Source organism: Methylobacterium sp. 4-46, from assembly GCF_000019365.1.
Classification (GTDB): domain Bacteria; phylum Pseudomonadota; class Alphaproteobacteria; order Rhizobiales; family Beijerinckiaceae; genus Methylobacterium.
In genome coordinates, this window is record NC_010511.1 from 4,990,723 (window position 1) to 5,007,666 (window position 16,944).

The window sequence follows — 16,944 nt, forward strand, 5'->3', positions numbered from 1 at the left end:
GGCCGGACCCAGCCGACGGGCGTCCCTGCGCGCCCCGCTCAGAGGTGAGGATCTTCGGCCGTGACCCCATCCGACAAGGACCCCCAGGATTCCCGCAACCGGCCGGGCGGACGCGGCCCCAACCCGGCGGACGGCCCGATCATCGACCTGAAGGCCACCCGCGTGAGCGAGACGCCCGCCAAGGGAGCGACCGGCCCGGCGGGGGCCAAGCCCGCCGATCCGCCGAAGCCCGCCGATCCGCCGAGGCCCGGCGAGCCGCCGAAACCCGCTGCCGGCGCGGCGCCGAAGCCCGGCCCGACGCCGAGCGCCGCGGCCCCCGGCAAGCCGGCAGCGCCGCCCGAACCGCCCAGACCCGCCGAGCCGCCGAAGCCCGGCCCGGCCGCGACCTCCGTTCCGGCCTCGAACCCGGGCGGTCCGAGGCCGCCGGGCGCCGCCGGCGCGACCGGCCCGGGCGCGTCGCCCGCGTCGCCCACGCCCGCATCGCCGACGGGCGCGTCGCCCACAGGGGCGGCTCTCGCCGGCGCCAAGCCCGCCGTGCCGCCGGGCAGCACCGGACCCGCGGCGGCCGCCGCGAAGCCGGGGCCGACCGGCCCCGCGGGCGCTGCCGGCTCCACCGTGCCCAAGACTGGACCGGGCCCATCGACTGGACCGGGCTCATCGACTGGACCGGGCACGTCGCCCCTCGGCGTCAAGCCCGAGGCCGCCGCTGCGGCCAAGCCCGATCCCGTCAAGGCGGAGCCGCCGCGCGGCGCGACCGGCCCGATCGGCGCCACGGGCGCGGCCGCCTCCGGCCCGGCCGGGCCGCGCGCGGGCGCGACCCCGGCGGTGAGCCCGGCGCCGGCGCGCTCGGGCGGCGCCGGGTTCGGCTCCGTGCTGGCCGCCTCGCTCCTCGGCGGCGTGATCGGCGCGGGCCTCCTCTACGGCGTCCAGACCTACGGCCCGGCCTACGGCCTGCTGCCGAAATCCGCCGAGACCGCGCCCAATCTCGATCAGCGCCTCGCCGACCTCGCACCCCGCGACAGCGTTCAGGCCCTCGACCGGCGGCTCGCCGCGGCGGAGGCGGCCCTGCGCCCGCTGCCGGACGCGGTGCGCGGCGCCGAGGCGGCCGCCAAATCCGCCGCGGACCGGGCCGCGGAGGCCCTGAAGGAGGCCCAGTCGGGCCGTCCGGCGGCGGCCGAGACCTCCCCGTCGTCCGCCGCGGGGGCGCCGGCTCCCGCCGCGGCGCCGGACGCGTCCGGCGAGCCGCTGCAGGCGCGCCTCGACGCCCTCGACAAGCGTCTCGGCGACCTCCAGGGGCGGGTCGGCGATCCCGAGCTGCGCCAGAAGGTCGACGGCCTCGCCCAGGCGGTCCAGACCCTGCAGGGCCAGGCCGATACGGGCGAGCTGCGCACCCGGCTCGACGGGCTCGATTCGGGGCTGAAGGGCCTGCAGGCGGAGCTCGGCCAGCGGGTCGCGGCCGATCAGGAGGCCGACAAGGCCCTGGGCGGGCGGCTCGACGCGCTCCAGCAGGCCTTCGAGTCCCGCGGCAAGGCGCAGGAGCAGCGCCTCGCGGACCTCGCCCGCGACCTCGCCGGGCGGGCGGATGCGGGGGCGCTGCAGGCGGGCCTGCGCGCGGTCGCGGCCGACCGGATCGCGGCGGCGCTCGCCAACGGCACGCCCTACGCGGATGCCCTGGCGGCGCTCAAGCAGCTCGGCCCGGAGGACGGCCCGCCGCTCGGCCCGCTCGAGCCCTTCGCGGCCAAGGGCGCCCCCACGGCCGCCGCCCTGGCCCAGGAATTCCGGCCGATCGGCGGCCGCATCGTGGCGGCGGTGAAGGCCGCCCGGCAGCGCGAGGTGGCGGAGCGCGGCAGCTTCACCGACCGGCTCGCCAGCATGGCGGGCTCGATCGTCACGGTGCGCAAGTCGGACGGGGCCGCGCAGGGCGGCGCGCCGGCCCAGCCGGCCGGCGATGCCACGGAGGGCGCGGTCGCGAAGGTGCAGGACGCCCTCGACCGCGGCGCCATTCCGGAGGCGGCCGCGGCCTTCGACGCGATGCCCGAGGCCGCGCGCAAGGAGGCCGCCTCCTTCGGCGCGACGCTGAAGGCGCGGGCGGCGGCGGGCGAGGCCTCCCGCGCCCGGCTCGCGGCCGCGTTCGGTGCCCTGTCGGGTGCCGCGCGCTGAGCGCGGCGCCCGCCCGGGGCTCCCCGCTCCGTCCAACGACCGGCTTGCCGTCTCGGCGCGCATCGGTGCGGATCCCACAGCCGGAGCCCGCCGCGCGCGCCCACCACCCAGATCCAGGGGCGCCCGCCCCCGCCGCGTGACCGTCGCGGACCTGAGGAGTTGAAGAACCGATGTGGCGCGCACTCGCCTTCCTGGCCCTTCTGGCCCTCGCCGCCTACGGGGCGGTCTGGCTCGCCGACCATCCCGGCGTCGTGTCCGTGTCGTGGGGCGGCGTCGACGTGGCGACGAGCCTGAACGCGGCCCTCGTCGGCGTGCTGGTCCTGGCGGTGGTGCTCGGCTTCCTGTGGAGCCTCGCCCGCGGGGTCCTGCGCCTGCCGCGGCGGATGCGCGCGAGCAGCCACGAGCGGCGCCGCACCCGCGGCTTCGAGGCGCTGTCGCGCGGCATGGTGGCGGTGGGCTCCGGCGATCCGGCCGCGGCGCGGCGGCACGCGGGCGAGGCGGAGCGGCTCCTCGGCAGCGAGCCCCTGGCCCTGCTCCTCACCGCTCAGGCGGCGCAGATCTCGGGCGACCGGGCCGGGGCCGAGCGGGCCTTCCGGCGCATGACCGAGGCCTCCGAGACGCGGGTGCTCGGGCTGCGCGGCCTCTTCGTCGAGGCGCGCCGGCAGGGCGACGAGGCCACCGCGCGAGCCTACGCGGCCGAGGCGTCGCGCCTCGCCCCGGGCGTGTCCTGGGCCAACGAGGCGGTGATGGAGGCGCAATGCGCCGACCGGGACTGGGCGGGCGCCCTGGAGACGGTGTCGCGCCGCGCCGCCCTCGGCCTCGCCGACAAGGCGGCGTCGCGCCGCCAGCGGGCGGTGCTGCTGACGGCGAGCGCCCAGGAGCTGGAGGCGGGCGATCCGGAGCGGGCCCTGGCGCAGGCGCGCGAGGCGGTGCGTCTCGCGCCCGACCTCGTGCCGGCCGCGGTGGTGGCCGGGCGCCTGCTGTCGCGCCGGGCCGAGCTCAAGAAGGCGGCCCGGGTGATCGAGGCCGCCTGGAAGGCCGGCCCGCACCCGGACCTCGCCCGGGTCTATCTCGACCTGCGGCCCGGCGATTCGAGCCGCGACCGCCTCGCCCGCGCCGAGACCCTGGCCCGGCTCTCCTCCTGGCACCCCGAGGCGCGCTTCGCCATCGCGCGGGCGGCCCTGGAGGCGCGGGAATTCGGGCGCGCCCGCGACGTGCTGCAGCCCCTGCTCGCCGAGTCGCCGACGCAGCGCGCCTACCTGCTGATGGCGGAGATCGAGGAGACCGAGCACGGCCGCGGCAGCGGCCGGGCCCGCGAGTGGCTGTCCCGGGCGGCGCACGCGCCGCGCGACCCGGCCTGGTGCGCGGACGGGATCGTCTCGGACCGCTGGGCGCCGATCTCGCCGGTCAGCGGGCGGCTCGACGCCTTCGTGTGGCAGACCCCGCCGGAGCTTCTCGCCGGCCGGAGCCAGGACCTTCCGCTCCCGGACGAGGAGCCGGCCCCCGCTGCCGGCCCGCTGCCGGCGCCCGCCCCCGAGGCGACGGCGCCGAGGCCGGTGCGTGAGGAGGCGCCCCGTCCGGCCCCGGCCGCGGCGGCCCCGCCCGTGGCGGCACAGGCCGCGCCGACACCGGCCGGGAACGGGCTCGACACCTCGGCCCCGCCCTTCGCGGCCACCGCGACCCCGGTGGTGTTCCCGCCGCCCAAGCCCAAGGAGGACGACGCCCCGTTCCTCGAGCGGCCGCGGCGGGTCGTGTGATCCGGGATCCGGTTGATCCAGGCGGATCGCGGATCACGCGCCCGCGCGGCGCCTGAGCGAAGCCCAAATCCGCCATCCCGAAGGGATCAAGCGGATTTGGTACCTGGCGTGCCGGGGAGGGGCGGGGATCGGAGCGCCGTCCGGACCGGTGCCGGCCGACCCTCCCCTGTGTCCCCGCATCGCGTTCGGCGCAGGCTCCCTCGTCCGGGAGAAGGGGGGCGCGGCGCTGCCCCGCCCCCTCGACCCCGGCTCAATGCGTCCAGCGGGTCGCGAACCGGGCGAGGTCCGCCGCGTCCGCGAAGGAGACCACCTCCAGGTCGCGCGTCTCCTCCGGCCAGCCCGGGAACAGCGCGTAGGTCACGCTGCGCCGCCACAGCCGGGCGCTCGGCGCCTCGGTGGACGCCCAGACCTGCACCTCCTCGGCCAGCGCGTCGGGCGTGTCCGGCGCGATCAGCCCCGAATAGGGGCGCAGCACCACGAAGTACTCCCCGAGGTCCGGGTGCTGCTCCTTCACGATCTTGACGATGTCGATCATGCGGCGCCGCTCACCAGGCCTGCGGCTCGTTGATCTGCACCTGCGCCTGGGCCTGCGTGAAGTTCGGGATGTCGGCGAAGATCTCCTTGCCGTGGGCCGCCACCGCCTTCTGGAAATCCTCCAGGGAGCGGAAGCTGAGGAGCGCCATGATCTGGAAGGGCGGCGGGCTGCCGTCCGGCGTGGCGGCGCCCTTCACCACCTCGGCCTTCTCCAGACCCATCCCGGACCAGCGCTCGCGCACCAGCGGCATGTGGCGCGACAGGTAGTAGTCGAGGTCGAAGGAGGCGGGCGAAGCCCCGCCCGGATACATCACGCTCACCAGGATCATCGCTGCGCTCTCCTCCCGGCCTCGGGCGAGCCCCCGGGTCGCGCGCGCCCCGTCGGGGCGACCGGGCCCGTGCCACCGAAGCACCGATGCCCGGCCGGCGCAACCGGCCTCAATGCAGCTTGACCCGCGGCACCGTGTGCCGGGTCAGCGCGCGGGCCGCCGTGTCGAGGGAGACCTTCCAGGTCCCGTGCAGCGCCTTCTGATGCATCTTGTAGAGCGACTGGTACATCAGCCGCGCGAACAGGCCGGCGATGAAGACGTTGCGGCCGCGGATGAAGCCCATCAGGTTGCCGACCGTGGTGTACTCGCCGAGCGAGACGAGGGAGCCGAAATCGCGGTAGCGGAACGGGGCGAGGGGCCGTCCCGCCAGCCGGTTCGGCATCTGGCGCAGCAGGTGGCTCGCCTGCTGGTGGGCGGCCTGGGCGCGGGGCGGGATCGGCCGCTGGGTGGCCGGATCGATCAGGTAGGCGCAGTCGCCGAGGGCGAAGACGTTCTCGTCCCGGGTGGTCTGCAGGCTCGGCAGCACGACGAGCTGGTTGTTGCGGGTGGTCTCGAGCCCGCCGAGGTCGCGCAGCACCTCGGGCGCCCGCACGCCGGCGGCCCAGACCACGAGTTCCGACGCGATGAAGCTGCCGTCGGCGAGCTGCACGCCGTCCGCCCGCACCTCGGTGACCCGGGCGCCGGTGCGCACCTCGACGCCGATCCCGGCGAGCAGGGCCATCACGTCCCGCGACAGCCGCTCGGGCACGGCCGGGAGGATCCGGTCGGCCGCCTCGATCAGGGTGAGCTTCAGGTCCTTGTCCGGGTCGATGCGGTCGAGGCCGGTCGCGGCCACCTGGCGGGTGGTGCGGTGGAGTTCCGCCACGAGTTCGGTGCCGGTCGCGCCGGCCCCGATCACCGCCACGTGGAGCTGGCCCGCGCGCACCGGCGCGTCCTGGGCGTGGGCGCGGATCATCGCGTTGATGAGGCGGCGGTGGAAGCGCTGCGCCTGATCCGGCGTGTCGAGGGCGATGGCGTGCTCCTTCACCCCGGGCGTGCCGAAATCGTTGCTCGCGCTGCCGACCGCGATCACCAGCGTGTCGTAGGGGATGTCCCGCTCGGGCGTGACCTCGCGGCCCTCGGCGTCGTGGCTCGCCGCGAGCCGCACGACCCGGCGCTCGCGGTCGAGCCCGACCATCTCGCCGATCCGGTAGCGGAAATGGTGGGCATGGGCGTGGTGCAGGTAATCGACGGCGTGGTGGCCCACATCCATGCTGCCGGCCGCGACCTCGTGCAGGAGCGGCTTCCAGATATGGGTGCGCGAGCGGTCGACCAGCGTCACCTCCGCCTGCTTGCGCCGGCCGTACCTGTCGCCGAGCTTGGTCGCGAGCTGCAGCCCCGCCGCGCCGCCGCCCACGATGACGATCCTGTGCCGTTCCGCCTCGCCGCTCACCCTGGCCCTCCCCTCGGCGCCGCGCCCCGGGGAGGATCCCACGCCGGGGCGCCTTTCGCCATACCGGGGCCACCACCCCGCGCGGCGTCCGAAGGTGGGGAAGGGCGGCCGGGACGGGAAGGCGTACGAATGTCCTACGCGGCCGCGCCGGCCCGGAAGACGAGGCAGAGATTGTTCGCCGGCATGGCGACGCGCTCGGCGAGGGCGAGGCCCTGCCCCCGGGCGGCCCGCGCCACGGCGCCGAGGTCGCGCAGGCCCCAGGCGGGATTGCGCGCCCGCAGATCCGCGTCGAAGGCGAGGTTGCTCGGGGCGGTGGGCGTGTCCTCGACCATGAAGGGCCCGTAGAGCACGAGCGGCGCGCCCGGCGGCAGCAGGCGGCCGGCCCCCCGCATCAGCCCCTCGGTCGCGGGCCAGGGCGCGATGTGGATCATGTTGATGGCCAGGACCGCGTCGGCCCGCGCCAGCGGCCAGGTCTCCGCCGCGGCGTCGAGGGCGAGGGGCGGGCGCAGGTTGGGCAGCGCGGCCGCCCGGGCGTGGGCCGCGATGCTGCGCAGGGCCGCCGGCTCCCGGTCCGAGGGTTGGAAGGCGAGCCCCGGCAGCGCCCGCGCGAAGTGCGCGGCGTGCTCGCCCGAGCCGCTCGCGACTTCGAGGACGAGGCCCGTCTCCGGCAGGAGCCGCCGCAGCACCGCCAGGATCGGCTCCCGGTTGCGGGCGACGGCGGGGGCGATCAGGGCGTCCCCGGCGGAATCCCAGCCCAGCATCGCCTCACCCCCACAGGGCCGGATCGGGCGGGTGGACGAGGCTGCCCTCGAAGCGCAGCCCCGGCTCGCGGTCCCGGGCGAGGAGCAGGGGGCCGTCGAGGTCGACGAAGGTCGCGAAGCCCGCGAGCAGCATGGCGGGCGCCATGGCGAGCGAGGTGCCGACCATGCAGCCGACCATGATCGCGAGGCCCTGCTCCCGCGCGGCCCGGGCGAGGGCGAGGGCCGGCGTGAGCCCGCCCGCCTTGTCGAGCTTGATGTTGATCGCGTCGTAGCGGCCGGCGAGCCCGTCGAGCCCGGCGCCCGGGTGCAGGCTCTCGTCGGCGCAGAGCGGGATCGTGCGCGCGAGCCCGGCGAGCGCCTCGTCCTCGCCGGCGGGGAGCGGCTGCTCGATCAGCTCCACCCCCGCCGCCGCGCAGGCCGCCATGTTCTCGGCGAGGTTGCGCGGCCGCCATGCCTCGTTGGCATCGACGACGAGGCGGGAGGCGGGCGCCCCGCGGCGCACGGCGGCGATGCGGGCCGGGTCGCCCTCGCCGCCGAGCTTGACCTTGAGGAGGGGCCGCGCCGCGGCGGCGCGGGCCGCCGCCTCCATCTCCTCGGGTGCGCCGAGGCTGAGCGTGTAGGCGGTGGTGACCGGGCGCGGCGGCGCGAGCCCCGCGAGGGCGTGGGCCGGCCGCCCCGCCGCCTTGGCCTCGTAGTCCCAGAGGGCGCAGTCGAGGGCGTTGCGGGCCGCGCCCGCCGGCATCCGGGCGAGCAGGTCGGCCCGGGTCGCGCCCGCCGCCACCGCCTCGCCCTGCGCGGCGATCAGGTCGCGCACGCCCTCGACGCTCTCGCCGTAGCGGGGATAGGGCACCCCCTCGCCGCGGCCCGTACGGGTGCCGTCCGTTACGCTGGCCACCACCACCACGGCCTCGGTGCGGCTGCCGCGCGAGATGGTGAAGCGCCCGGCGATGGGCCAGGTCTCGACCGCGACCGCGAGGCGCCTCATGCGGGCAGACCCGCCGGGTAGAGCGCCGCGATCCGCGCCACGATCTCCTCGACGCCGAAGCGCACCGGGTCGCTCGCCGGGAGGTCGTGGGCGCGGGCGAGCGCGTCGAGCAGGGTGCGGGCCTCGGCCTCGCCGAGATCCTGCGTGTTGACCGCGATCCCGACCGGGCGGATCTCCGGATTGGTCAGGCGCCCGCAGCGCGAGGTGAGGTCGATCACCTCCTCGATCGAGGGCAGGGGATGCTGCACCCCGCGCATGCGCGTGCGGGTCGGCTCGTGGCAGATCACGAAGGCGTCGGGCTGCGCGCCGTGGAGGAGGCCGAGGCTCACCCCCGCGAAGGAGGGGTGGAACAGCGAGCCCTGGCCCTCGATCAGGTCCCAGTGCTCCGGCGCCGCCGCGGGCGAGATCCACTCGACCGCGCCCGAGATGAAATCGGCCACCACCGCGTCGATGGCGACCCCGCGGCCCGAGATGAAGACGCCGGTCTGGCCGGTGGCGCGGAAATCCGCGTCGAAGCCGCGGGCGCGCATGCCCCGCTCCAGCGCGAGGGCGGTGTATTTCTTGCCGACCGAGCAATCGGTGCCGACGGTGAGCAGCCGGCGGCCCGGGCGCTTCACCCCCTTGCCGGTGTCGAAGCGCTGGTCGGAATGGCGCACGTCGTGGAGCTGGCGCCCGCCCCGCGCCGCCGCCTCGGCGATGGCCGGGACCGAGCCGAGCCGGGTGTGCAGGCCGCTCGCCACGTCGAGCCCCGCATCCAGGGCCGCGACGATCGACGCGATCCAGTGCTCGGGCAGCACCCCGCCGGCGTTGACGACGCCGACGATCAGGGTGCGCGCGCCCCGCGCGACCGCCTCCTCGATGCCGAGATCCGGGATGCCGAGATCGGCCGCGCAGCCCGGCAGCCGCAGCTGCCCGGTGCACCATTCGGGGCGCCAATCCACGATGCCGTAGGCGGTCTTGGCGGCGAGGCGGTCGGGGACGTCGCCGAGGAACATCAGGTAGGGGGTCGCGATCTGCATGCGGTCTGGTCCGGCGCGGGGTCGGTCAGGGCGGACAAGGGGCGTGCCGCGGGGCGGCGCGCCCGTTCTCGCCCGCGGCTGCGCATTCCGCAACCGGCCCCCGGCCCGGCGCGCGGCCGTCATCCCGTCCTTCGCGCGGGCGCGGCCCTTGACGCCGCGGCCCGCGATGACGGACGTAGGGCTCGCCCAAAAGGAGAATCTGGATGGCCCCCAAACGCCTGCTGATCCTGCTCGTGGCCGGCTTCGCCGCGCTGCCGGCCTCCGCCGAGGAGCTCTCCGGAACCCTGAAGAAGATCAAGGAGACCGGCGCGATCACCTTGGGCTACCGCGACTCCTCGGTGCCGTTCTCCTATCTCGACGGCAACCAGAAGCCGGTCGGCTACGCCATGGACATCTGCTACAAGGTGGTGGACGCGGTCAAGGCCAAGCTCGGCCTGCCGAATCTGGAGGTCAAGCTCAATCCGGTGACCTCGGCGACCCGCATTCCCCTGATCGCTAACGGCACGGTCGACCTGGAATGCGGCTCGACCACCAACAACGTCGATCGCCAGAAGCAGGTCTCCTTCACCAACACGCATTTCCTGACCGCCAGCCGCTTCGTCGCCAAGAAGAGCAGCAACGTCAGCAAGTTCGATGACCTGAAGGGCAAGACCGTCGTGTCGACCTCCGGCACGACCAACATCCGGCAGATCAACGAGTACAACGCCGCCAACAAGCTCGGGATCACGATCCTGCCGGCCAAGGACCACGCCGAGGCGTTCCTGATGGTCGAGACGGGGCGCGCGGTGGCCTTCGTGATGGACGACGTGCTCCTGGCCTCGCTGGCGGCGAGTTCGAAGGAGCCGGACGCCTACCTGATCTCCACCGACGCGATCTCCAAGCCCGAGCCCTACGGCATCATGCTGCGCAAGGACGACGCGCCGTTCAAGAAGGTGGTGGATGACGCGACGGCGGCCTTCTATCAGAGCCCGGAGGGCCCGGCGACCTACGACAAGTGGTTCACCAAGCCGATCCCGCCGCGCAACATCAACCTGAACCTGCCGATGGATGCGGCCCTGAAGAAGGCCTTCGCCAAGCCGAGCGACAGCCCCGACCCGGCGATGTACTGACCGGCCGCCCTTCGCAGCGGCCCGTGATCGCCCCTTCCCGCAGGGGGTGTCGCGAGCCCGGGGCGCGGCCGCCGCCGCGCCCCGGCATTCCGGTGGATGGTGCGAGAATCGGTCACGCATGGCCGCGCCATGACGTATCATTGCGCCCGCGCACGGCGCCCGTGACGACAGCCGCGTCGGTGGACTGGGCATGAACTACAATTGGAACTGGAGCATCTTCTTCGAGCCCTCGCCCGAGGGCACGGGGACCTACGCCGACATGCTCCTGTCGGGCCTCCTGTGGACCATCGTGACGGCCCTCTGCGCCTGGGTCATCGCCTTCGCGGTCGGGTCCGTGATCGGCGTCATGCGCACGCTGCCGAACCGGTTCGCCCAGGCCTTCGGGAACGGCTACGTCGAGCTCTTCCGCAACATCCCGCTGCTGGTGCAGATGTTCCTCTGGTTCTTCGTGCTGCCGGAGATGCTGCCGCAGAGCTGGGGCACGTGGCTGAAGCAGCTGCCCGACGCGCCCTTCTACACGGCGGTGGTGTGCCTGGGCTTCTTCACGGCCTCGCGCGTCGCCGAGCAGGTGAGGGCGGGCATCCAGGCCCTGCCGCGGGGCCAGCGCATGGCCGGCACGGCGCTGGGGCTCACCACCTCCCAGACCTACCGGTACGTGCTGCTGCCCAACGCCTACCGCATCATCCTGCCCCCGCTCACCTCCGAGTTCCTCAACAACCTCAAGAACACGTCGGTCGCGCTGACCATAGGGCTCCTCGAACTCACCGCCCGCGCCCGCTCGATGCAGGAATTCTCGTTCCAGGTCTTCGAGGCCTTCACGGCCGCCACCATCCTGTACATCATCATCAATCTCCTGGTGGTGACGGCGGCCGGGTACCTGGAGCGCAAGGTCGCGATACCCGGCGCCCGCTGAGGCCGCCGCTCCCTCTCCGCCGCGGGTGAGAGTCCATGCTGTCGAACTTCGATTTCAGCGTCATCGTCAGCGCGCTGCCCTACCTCTTCCTCACCGGGATGACCTTCACGCTGACGCTGACCGCGCTGGCGGCGGTGAGCGGCACCATCCTCGGCACGCTCATCGCCATGATGCGGCTCTCGGGCCTGCCGGTGCTGCCGCTGGTGGCCAAGGGCTACGTCAACTTCATGCGCTCGCTGCCGCTGGTGCTGGTGATCTTCTGGTTCTACTTCCTGGTGCCGTATCTCGGGCAGTGGCTGATCGGGGCCGAGCGGCCGATCCAGGTCGGCGCCTTCACCTCCTCGCTCGTCACCTTCACGCTGTTCGAGGCGGCCTACTTCTCCGAGATCATGCGGGCGGGCATCCAGTCGATCCCCAAGGGTCAGGCCGCCGCCGCCTCGGCGCTCGGTCTGACCTACTGGCAGAGCATGGGGTCGGTCATCCTGCCCCAGGCCTTCCGCAACATGCTGCCGGTCCTGCTGACCCAGACCATCGTGCTGTTCCAGGACACCTCGCTCGTCTACGTGCTGTCGATCACCGACTTCCTCGGCGCCGCCTCGAAGGTGGCGCAGCGCGACGGGCGCCTCGTCGAGATGTACCTCTTCGCCGCTTTGGTCTACTTCGCGATCTGCTTCCTCGCCTCGATCCTGGTGCGCCGCCTGCAGCGCCGCATCGCCATCATCCGCTGACTTCCAGAGAGGCTCCCATGTCCTCCGCGCCCCTCGTCGAGACGCCGCCCGCCGCCGCCGGTTCCGGCCCGATGATCGTGATCGATCAGGTCAGCAAGTGGTACGGCGACTTCCAGGTGCTGACGAATTGCACCACCTCGATCCGGAAGGGCGAGGTGGTGGTGGTCTGCGGCCCCTCGGGCTCCGGCAAGTCCACCCTGATCAAGTGCGTGAACGCCCTCGAACCGTTCCAGAAGGGGCAGATCACGGTCGACGGGACGCGGATCGCCGACAAGAAGACCAACCTGCCGAAGCTGCGCTCGCGCGTCGGCATGGTGTTCCAGCATTTCGAGCTGTTCCCGCACCTCTCGATCACCGACAACCTGACGCTCGCCCAGCGCAAGGTGCTGGGCCGCAGCCGCGCCGAGGCGGAGGCGAAGGGCCTCGCGCTGCTGGAGCGGGTCGGGCTGAAGGCGCACGCGCACAAGTTCCCGGGCCAGCTCTCGGGCGGGCAGCAGCAGCGCGTGGCGATCGCCCGGGCGCTCGCCATGAACCCGATCGTGATGCTGTTCGACGAGCCCACCTCCGCCCTCGACCCCGAGATGGTCGGCGAGGTGCTGGACGTGATGGTGGAGCTCGCCCGCGAGGGCATGACCATGATGGTCGTCACCCACGAGATGGGCTTCGCCCGCAAGGTGGCGAACCGGGTGATCTTCATGGACCGCGGCGAGATCGTCGAGGACGCGCAGAAGGAGGAGTTCTTCGGATCGCCCCGCAGCGAGCGCGCCCAGACCTTCCTGTCCAAGATCCTGTCCCACTGAAGATCCCTTCGACGGGCCCGGCGGCGGCAACGGGCGCCGCCGCGCCGCGGGCTTCGCCCGCCCCTCCGTCCCGCTCCTAGGGGAGCGATCCGGATCGCCCGCGGACGCGGTCCCGCTCAGGCGTGTTGTCCCTGAGGAAGGCGGCCGCAGGGACCGCTCCGAGCGGGTATCCGCGACATGTCCGGGAAGCATCGGTCCCGCGAATCCCTCGGCGCTGGACGCGTCGCGCGATCAGGCGGGCGCGTTGCTTGGCGGCCGCCCGCGAACCACCTCCCCTGGCGCGCGACGCCGCGCGGGCCCTCACGACGTCTTACCTTACTTTAGGTCGTTATCGCGGTGTTGCGTACAGGACACGGTTGGGCCCGGCCACGCGGAAACTGCCTAAATGGTATGCAGGTGCCCAGAAATTGCCTTTGCGCCAACCGGCCCGCGCTGCCAGCTTAGCCGTAGTCAGACCGACATTTGGACTTGAGAATCGTGGCGATCCGCTTCACCTCCCTCAGCATGGCCGCCTTAGCCGTCTTGTCCGGCTACGCTCAGGCGGCGGACCTGCCCCCCAAGGTCGCGCCGGCCCCGGCGGCGCCCGCGGCCTGCAAGGCCACGCTCTCGTTCCCGGTCTATAACGGACCGATCAAGCAGAACCCGGACCCGACCTGCTTCACGATCGGCGGCTTCGGCGACATCTATGTCGGCGGCGCGCTCACGGGCTACGCCTACACGCAGACGAACCAGTTCGCGCCGGGCCTGGCCCTGCCGCTCGGCATCTTCCCGGACCGGGACCGGGCCGCGCGGGTGGACTTCTCCAACCTGATGGGCTTCGTCCAGAAGGCGGATGGCCCGTTCCAGTTCTACATCGCGGCCGGCGCCTACGCGGTGCCCACCCTCGGGGCGCAGAATTACAGCGCCATCAACCAGACCGACCTGCTGTTCGGGCCGCTGCCGGTCGCCTTCGGCAAGTGGCAGATCAACGACGCGTGGTCGATCCAGGGCGGCCGCATGCCGACGCTGATCGGCAGCGAGGCGCCCTTCACCTTCCAGAACCTGAACATCTCGCGCGGCCTGCTGTTCTTCCAGGAGAACATCATCAACCACGGTGTCCAGGTGAACTGGTCGGAGGGCCCGTGGTCGGTGTCGGTGGCGGGCACGGACGGGTTCTACTCGGGTGAGATCAGCTGGTTCACCGGCTCGGTGGCCTACAAGCTGAACGACGCCAACACGATCGGCGTGAACGGCGGCTTCAACGTCGACCGGACCAATGCCGGGATCAAGAGCTTCCGCTACCAGTTCGCGACGCCCTTGTTCCAGCAGAACAGCGGCATCTTCAACATCAACTACACCTATTCGGACGGGCCGTGGATCATCACGCCCTACTTCCAGTTCACGAATGTCGAGCGTGATCCGCGCATCGGGATCGTGGAGAGCGCCTCGACCTATGGCGGCGCGATCCTGGCGAGCTACGCCTTCAACGACAATTTCGCCCTGGCCGGCCGCGTCGAGTACGAGACGCAGACGGGCAACCGCTTCACGGGGCTTACCAGCCTGCTCTACGGGCCGGGCAGCTCCGCCCTCTCGGTCACGGTCACCCCGACCTTCACCTTCGGCCGCTACTTCCTGCGCGGCGAGTATGCGCACGTTCAGCTCTACGACATCACGGCGGGCCTCGGCTTCGGCAAGGCCGGCAACAAGACCTCGCAGGACCGCTACCTGATCGAGACCGGCTTCACCTTCTGATCCGGGATCCGGTCGATCCGAGCGGGTCCCGATCATACGCTGTCCGGACGATCACGTTCGGACAGCGTATCACGAGCCCGCGCGGCGCTTGAGCGACGCCCAGATCCGCCATCCCGAAGGGATCTCGCGGATGGGGATGAGCCCGGGAGTCGCCGGCCCGCCCGGCATCGCACCCGTCACCCCGTCCGGGATCGCGCCCGGGCGGGGTTTCGCGTTCGGCGGCGGCGGATCTGCGCGGGACCACGCCCTTTCCGGCGCGCGGCCGCGCCGAGGGCGGAGAGGGTGCGGGAGGCGCGATCCCCGTCCTCCCGCCCGCGGCGCGCCGGCGCCGCGCGGTTCCGCGGGCTCGGGGGCGGGAGGCGCTGCGGACCCGAGACGCCGGGCGCTCCGGCTGCTAAGCCCCAGGCGTGACCCTAGAGCAGCTTCGCATCTTCGTCGCGGTGGCCGAGCGCCAGCACGTGACCCGCGCCGCCGAGGCGCTGAACCTCTCGCAATCGGCGGTCAGCGCGGCGGTGGCCGCGCTGGAGGAGCGGCACGCCACCAAGCTCTTCCACCGCGTCGGGCGCGGCGTCGCGTTGACCGAGGCCGGCCGCCTCTTCCTGGGCGAGGCGCGGGCCGTGCTGGCGCGCGCGGCCACGGCCGAGGCCGTGCTCGCGGACCTCTCGGGCCTGCGGCGCGGCACCCTGCGCGTGCAGGCCAGCCAGACCATCGCGAGCCACTGGCTCCCCCGCCACCTCGTCGCCTTCCGCCGGCTCTTCCCCGAGATCGTCGTCACCCTCGCGATCGGCAACACGGCCGAGGTCGCGGCCGCGGTGCAGGCCGGGACCGCCGAACTCGGCTTCGTGGAAGGGAGGATCGACGATCCGATGCTCGCGAGCGAGGACGTCGCCGACGACAGGCTCGTCCTGATCACCGCGCCGGACCATCGCCTCGCCGCCCGCGCGACGGTGCGCCCGCAGGATCTGGCCGAGGCCGCGTGGGTGATGCGCGAGGCGGGTTCCGGCACGCGCTCGGTCCTGGAAGCCGCCCTGACCGGCGCCGGGATCGCGCCCTCCGGGCTGCGGGTCGTGCTGGAACTGCCCTCGAACGAGGCCGTGCGGGCGGCGGTCGAGGCGGGGGCGGGGGCGAGCGTGCTCTCCCACAGCGTCGTCGCGCCGGCCCTGCGGGCGGGCAGCCTGGCGGCGCCGCCCTTCCCCCTGCCGAGCCGGGCCTTCCGTGTCCTGCGGCACCGGGAGCGCTATCGCAGCCGCGCCGCCGACGCGCTCCTCGCCCTGATCGCCGGGCCGCCGGGCTAGAGCATTTTCCGATGAAGTGGATGCCGGTTCGTCGCAGAAAACGCGGCAAGATCAAAGATCGAGAGCGGCACCCGATTGCAACGTGATCGAGTGCCGCTCTCGGCGTCGGGGCGGGGCCGCTCAGGCGATGCCGAGCAGGCGGATCAGGCCGAGGCCGACGAGGCCCAGCCCCAGGAGCGAGAGCGTGACGGCCAGGGTGACGCGCGGACCGGCCTTGGCCACGACCCGCACGTCCACGCCGAGGCCGAGCGCGGCCATGGAGACGACCGTCAGGATCGTCGCGCCGTCGGCGATCGGCCCCAGCGCCGCCCGCGGCACGAGGCCCAGCGAGCGCAGGGCCGCCATGGCAAGGAAGGCGAGGATGAACCAGGGCACGAGGTGGTGGAGCGCCACCCGCGCCCGCGCCGGTCGATCGCCCGCCGCACCGCGCGGCGCGGCCTCGTCGGTCTCCTCGGGCAGGCGGCGCGCGGCGAGGGACAGTCCGAGCACCACCGGGCCGAGCATGAGCACGCGCACGAGCTTGACGAGCGTCCCGACCTGCGCGCTGAGCGCGGCCACCGGCGCGGTGGCGGCGAGCACCTGCGGCACCGCGTAGACCGTGAGCCCCGCCAGCACTCCGTACTGCGTGGCGGACAGGTGCAGGAGCGGCACCAGGAGGGGCAGGCCGAGCACCACCAGCACGCCGAGCACGGCGGTGAAGGCGATCGAGGCCGCCACCTCCTCCCCGTCCGCCCCGATCACCGGGGCGACGGCGGCGATGGCGGAGTTGCCGCAGATCGCGTTGCCGCAGGCCACCAGCACCGCCATACGCCGGGGCAGGCCGAGCGCGCGGCCGAGGCCGTAGCCGAGCGCGATGGCGGCGGCCACGACGGCCGCGATGCCGACGAGCAGGCCGGGACCGGCCGCCAGGATCGCGTCGGCGCTGAGCGAGGCGCCGAGCAGCACCACCGCGATCTCGAGCAGCGTCTTGGCCGAGAAGGCGATGCCGGGCCGCCAGCGCGCGGGCGGCGCCCAGGCCGTGCGCAGGGCGGTGCCGATCAGGATGGCCAGCACCAGGGCTTCGAGCCACGCGCGTCCGAACAGGCGCGCCTCGACCCGCTCCAGCCCGACGGAGGCGGCGGCGACGGCGAGGCACAGGGCGAGGCCGGGCATCACCCGGCGCAGCGCGCCGAGGCCACGGCCGGTGCGGGTCAGGGCTGCGCCGCGGGTCGCGGCGTCGGTGGCGATCTCGATGCTGGGCATGGGCGGATCTCGCGTGGCCCGCGCATGATCCCCACCGCCGATAAATCGGTCCAACGCATTGATCAGGTCGTTTCAATCGATCGGATCGATCGTTGTCCGGCCCGGGCGCGGGCCGCCCCCGTCCGGGAGGCCCGCCCGAAACGGCGAAG

Annotated in this window: 15 protein-coding genes; 8 read left to right on the forward strand and 7 right to left on the reverse strand. The window is 73.7% G+C overall.

Features of this window, described 5'->3' with window-relative positions:
- Positions 1-60 precede the first annotated feature (60 nt).
- Together M446_RS21730 and M446_RS21735 are read left to right on the forward strand one after the other, a co-directional pair.
- Positions 61-2,160: a COG4223 family protein gene (locus M446_RS21730; protein WP_012334265.1), complete on the forward strand. Its 2,100-nt coding sequence runs from the start codon at positions 61-63 to the stop codon at positions 2,158-2,160.
- 170 nt (positions 2,161-2,330) lie between these two features.
- Positions 2,331-3,917 (forward strand): heme biosynthesis protein HemY, encoded by a 1,587-nt coding sequence (locus M446_RS21735; protein WP_012334266.1) that lies wholly within the window; start codon positions 2,331-2,333, stop codon positions 3,915-3,917.
- 250 nt (positions 3,918-4,167) lie between these two features.
- Here the strand turns inward: M446_RS21735 and M446_RS21740 are convergent, their stop codons facing one another.
- The 6 genes from M446_RS21740 to dgcN form a co-directional block, all read right to left on the reverse strand.
- Positions 4,168-4,452 carry a hypothetical protein gene (locus tag M446_RS21740; protein WP_012334267.1) on the reverse strand — a complete coding sequence of 95 codons (285 nt, stop codon included), beginning with the start codon at positions 4,450-4,452 and terminating at the stop codon, positions 4,168-4,170.
- Between the two features lie 10 nt (positions 4,453-4,462).
- Positions 4,463-4,780 (reverse strand): EthD family reductase, encoded by a 318-nt coding sequence (locus M446_RS21745; protein ID WP_012334268.1) that lies wholly within the window; start codon positions 4,778-4,780, stop codon positions 4,463-4,465.
- Positions 4,781-4,889: 109 nt separating this feature from the next.
- Positions 4,890-6,212: an NAD(P)/FAD-dependent oxidoreductase gene (locus M446_RS21750; protein WP_012334269.1), complete on the reverse strand. Its 1,323-nt coding sequence runs from the start codon at positions 6,210-6,212 to the stop codon at positions 4,890-4,892.
- Between the two features lie 134 nt (positions 6,213-6,346).
- Positions 6,347-6,973, reverse strand: coding sequence for a DUF938 domain-containing protein (locus tag M446_RS21755; protein ID WP_012334270.1), 627 nt, complete (start codon positions 6,971-6,973; stop codon positions 6,347-6,349).
- Positions 6,974-6,977: 4 nt separating this feature from the next.
- On the reverse strand, positions 6,978-7,958 hold the full coding sequence (dgcA, locus tag M446_RS21760; RefSeq protein WP_012334271.1) for an N-acetyl-D-Glu racemase DgcA: 981 nt from the start codon (positions 7,956-7,958) through the stop codon (positions 6,978-6,980).
- Positions 7,955-8,977, reverse strand: coding sequence for an N-acetyltransferase DgcN (gene dgcN / locus M446_RS21765; protein WP_012334272.1), 1,023 nt, complete (start codon positions 8,975-8,977; stop codon positions 7,955-7,957). Before dgcN ends, dgcA begins: the two co-directional genes overlap by 4 nt.
- A gap of 203 nt (positions 8,978-9,180) precedes the next feature.
- On the opposite strand from dgcN, the gene M446_RS21770 reads away from it, so the two are divergent.
- The 6 genes from M446_RS21770 (at position 9,181) to M446_RS21795 (ending at position 15,553) form a co-directional block, all read left to right on the forward strand.
- Positions 9,181-10,086, forward strand: a complete 906-nt coding sequence (locus M446_RS21770; protein ID WP_012334273.1) for a transporter substrate-binding domain-containing protein — start codon at positions 9,181-9,183, stop codon at positions 10,084-10,086.
- 190 nt (positions 10,087-10,276) lie between these two features.
- Positions 10,277-10,999, forward strand: coding sequence for an amino acid ABC transporter permease (locus M446_RS21775; RefSeq protein ID WP_012334274.1), 723 nt, complete (start codon positions 10,277-10,279; stop codon positions 10,997-10,999).
- A gap of 35 nt (positions 11,000-11,034) precedes the next feature.
- The gene (locus M446_RS21780; RefSeq protein WP_012334275.1) at positions 11,035-11,727 is read left to right on the forward strand and encodes an amino acid ABC transporter permease; all 693 of its coding nucleotides are present in this window, start codon (positions 11,035-11,037) and stop codon (positions 11,725-11,727) included.
- Between the two features lie 71 nt (positions 11,728-11,798).
- Positions 11,799-12,527 (forward strand): amino acid ABC transporter ATP-binding protein, encoded by a 729-nt coding sequence (locus tag M446_RS21785; protein WP_026190465.1) that lies wholly within the window; start codon positions 11,799-11,801, stop codon positions 12,525-12,527.
- Positions 12,528-13,004: 477 nt separating this feature from the next.
- On the forward strand, positions 13,005-14,258 hold the full coding sequence (locus M446_RS21790) for a porin (protein WP_012334277.1): 1,254 nt from the start codon (positions 13,005-13,007) through the stop codon (positions 14,256-14,258).
- A gap of 407 nt (positions 14,259-14,665) precedes the next feature.
- Positions 14,666-15,553, forward strand: a complete 888-nt coding sequence (locus M446_RS21795; protein WP_012334278.1) for a LysR substrate-binding domain-containing protein — start codon at positions 14,666-14,668, stop codon at positions 15,551-15,553.
- A gap of 120 nt (positions 15,554-15,673) precedes the next feature.
- Here the strand turns inward: M446_RS21795 and M446_RS21800 are convergent, their stop codons facing one another.
- Positions 15,674-16,795 (reverse strand): YeiH family protein, encoded by a 1,122-nt coding sequence (locus M446_RS21800; protein ID WP_012334279.1) that lies wholly within the window; start codon positions 16,793-16,795, stop codon positions 15,674-15,676.
- Between the last annotated feature and the right edge of the window lie 149 nt (positions 16,796-16,944).